Annotated in this window: 3 protein-coding genes and 1 pseudogene; all 4 read right to left on the reverse strand. The window is 46.3% G+C overall.

From position 1 onward, the window contains the following. A pseudogene (locus tag ACLQ6D_RS14505) lies at positions 1 to 277 on the reverse strand (tRNA (guanosine(46)-N7)-methyltransferase TrmB); the annotation flags it as partial. A gap of 162 nt (positions 278 to 439) precedes the next feature. Next, positions 440 to 880: a hypothetical protein gene (locus tag ACLQ6D_RS14510; RefSeq protein WP_411728028.1), complete on the reverse strand. Its 441-nt coding sequence runs from the start codon at positions 878 to 880 to the stop codon at positions 440 to 442. A 56-nt stretch (positions 881 to 936) separates the two neighbouring features. Further along, positions 937 to 1,914 carry a sulfur carrier protein ThiS gene (gene thiS / locus ACLQ6D_RS14515; protein ID WP_411728029.1) on the reverse strand — a complete coding sequence of 326 codons (978 nt, stop codon included), beginning with the start codon at positions 1,912 to 1,914 and terminating at the stop codon, positions 937 to 939. Further along, the gene (locus tag ACLQ6D_RS14520; protein ID WP_411728030.1) at positions 1,911 to 2,978 is read right to left on the reverse strand and encodes a 3-deoxy-7-phosphoheptulonate synthase; all 1,068 of its coding nucleotides are present in this window, start codon (positions 2,976 to 2,978) and stop codon (positions 1,911 to 1,913) included. The genes thiS and ACLQ6D_RS14520 overlap by 4 nt, the downstream gene beginning before the upstream one ends. Between the last annotated feature and the right edge of the window lie 25 nt (positions 2,979 to 3,003).

Below are 3,003 nucleotides of genomic sequence, written 5' to 3' on the forward strand. Positions count from 1 at the left end.
CCACGCCAGGGCGGTGTACCTCAATGCCGATATAGCCATTATCAGGATTAGCGGCGGCTAATTTAGCCAAGCAATCGCCATTACCAAAACCTATTTCAACGAACAAAGGCGCATGACGGCCAAAAACCTGGATAGCGTCCAGTGCTTTGTTTGGGGCTAGGCAGTATTTGTCCCAAAAGTTTTCCAAGGCGAACTGCTGTCCTTGGGTGATGCGGCCTTGCCGACGGATGAAGCTACGGATTATTCTGGTTGGTGATTGTTCGGCTTGTTCGGGCATTAAGTACATAAAGTAGGATGCATTTTATGCACCGCATAATATTGATTTTGGATGATGACATAAAAATTCAACATACTATGTCAACTTAAATTTGGTGCATGGAATGCACCCTAATCGGCTATTCATCTGGCTTAGGATTAATGTAAGTGCCAGATATAATTGTTATTTGTTAAATCGTTCGAAAGCTTTTTGAGCAACTTCATACTTTCCTCGAAGAACTGTATCGAGATCTTCTGTGCTAACTGCGTCGGACTCTAACTCATTGCGCATTATTTGGATTGATTCTACCCATGCCGCACGACAATCATTTGTAAGAGCCTTAGAACAGTCAGGATACTTCCTTTTAAGCTGTGCTAACTGGGAAATGGTCTCACTACTAGCGATAGAGAGATTACGCATTTCATTAAGAAACTGCTTGATTTGAATATATTCGACAGGATAATTTCCTTGATCAAATTTGAATGAGTCAAGTGCGGCTTGGCTACGCTGTTGCTTTTCTTGAATATGTGCATTCATCAATCCAGTCGCTACTGAACCAATCACAACACCAATAATCCCGGAAACAGCCCCTAAAATAACTTCGCGTAATTTGTTATTAGCCATTTGTTCTCCAGATTGCAGGATAGTATTTAACCCAAATTATTAGTCGTAAATCGAATTTAAAAAAACAACCCATCAATCGGCGAAGATGCAGAGGCAAAACGCTTACGCGGCATACGTCCGGCCAGGAATGCTTCCCTTCCTGCCTCTATGCCTTTTTTCATCGCAGAAGCCATCAATACAGGATTTTTGGCTTCGGCAATGGCGGTGTTCATCAACACACCCGCACAACCCAGTTCCATAGCTATTGCCGCATCGGAAGCGGTGCCAACACCGGCATCGACCAGGATAGGGACATTGGCATTTTCAACAATGGTTAAAATGTTATAGGGATTACGGATACCCAAGCCTGAGCCTATGGGCGCTGCCAACGGCATAACGGCCACGCAACCGATGTCTTCCAGCCGTTTGGCGGCAATGGGATCGTCATTGGTATAAACCATGACATCAAAACCTTCCTTAACCAGCAGTTCAGCGGCTACAAACGTTTGGGCAACATCAGGAAATAAGGTTTTCTGGTCGGCAAGTACTTCCAGCTTGACCAGCTTGTGACCACCAAGCATTTCCCTTGCCAGACGGCAAGTCCTGACCGCTTCTTCGGCGGTGTAACAACCTGCGGTATTGGGCAAAATGGTGTATTTATCCGGCGGGATGACATCCAGCAAATTAGGCTCGCCAGGATTTTGGCCGATATTGGTACGGCGGATTGCCACGGTAACAATTTCCGCGCCACTGGCTTCGATTGCCAGCCGGGTTTCTTCCAGATCCTTATATTTTCCCGTGCCGACCAACAACCGAGAGCGATAAGCAGTACCCGCAACGGTAAAGGTGTCGTCCTGACCACCGCCGATCGCATGGACAATTTCCAGGTGATCACCATTGTGCAACAACTGGTTTTGATATTGGTCGAAAGGCAAAATTTCCTTATTCAATTCAACCGCAATCCGTTTGTCGGTCAAGCCCATGCGGGCAATAATATCAGCAACTCTTTTGTCTCCAGAAAGTTCATGACTTTCGCCATTGACATAAACGATCATAATTGTGAACCCCGGCGTTTCTGCACAGCCTTAGCCAGATTTTTTAGGAGCGGCAAAGTATCATCCCAACTCAAGCAAGCATCGGTAATGCTTTGCCCATAAGTTAGTGGCTGCCCGTCTATAACATCTTGCCGACCGGCTTTAAGATGGCTTTCTATCATAGCGCCCATGATCCTGTGATCGCCGCTGGCTAATTGTTCGGCTACGTCTTCGCCGACGATAATTTGTCTATGGCATTGCTTCAGACTATTGGCATGGCTGAAATCGATCATGATATTCGGCCTGAGATTCGCCTTTACCATTTCTTGTGCAACTTGCTCAACGCTGACGGCATCATAATTAGGGTGGCCGTTGCCGCCCCTTAAAATGATATGCACATCTTCATTGCCCGTTGTAGAAAAAATCGCCGAATGTCCGGCTTTGGTGAGGGACAGAAAATGATGCGGACTCATCGCCGCACCTATCGCGTCAATAGCGATTTTTATAGTGCCGTCGGTTGAGTTTTTAAAGCCTATGGGGCAAGATACGCCCGAAGCCAATTCACGGTGTCCCTGGCTTTCCGTGGTGCGTGCACCGATGGCGCCCCACGCAATCAAGTCAGAAATGTATTGCGGCGTGATCAAATCCAGGTATTCCGTCGCTGCCGGCATCCCCATATTATTCAAATCCAGTAACAATTGCCGTGCAACGCGCAATCCTTTGTTGATATTAAAGCTGGAATCTATGCCTGGGTCATTAATCAAACCTTTCCAACCCACTGTAGTCCGTGGCTTCTCAAAATAAACCCGCATGACAATCAAAAGATCGTTTTTTGTGTCATCCTTGGCTGCTTTTAGCAGATTGCCATACTCTTTTGCGGCTTGGGTATCGTGAATTGAGCATGGGCCTACCACGACCAGCAAGCGGTCATCTTTGCCATTCAAAATGTTATGTATATCATGCCTTGCTTTTAGTGTCGTTAGCGCGGCAATGTCACTGAGCGGCATTTCATCATGAACCTGAATAGGTGCAATGACCTCTTTGGTCTCGCAAATTCTCAGGTCGTCAGTTTTATAGGTGTGCATGTGGTGTTCAACTAATTTCGTCATT

The organism is Methyloglobulus sp., from assembly GCF_046714055.1.
Classification (GTDB): domain Bacteria; phylum Pseudomonadota; class Gammaproteobacteria; order Methylococcales; family Methylomonadaceae; genus Methyloglobulus.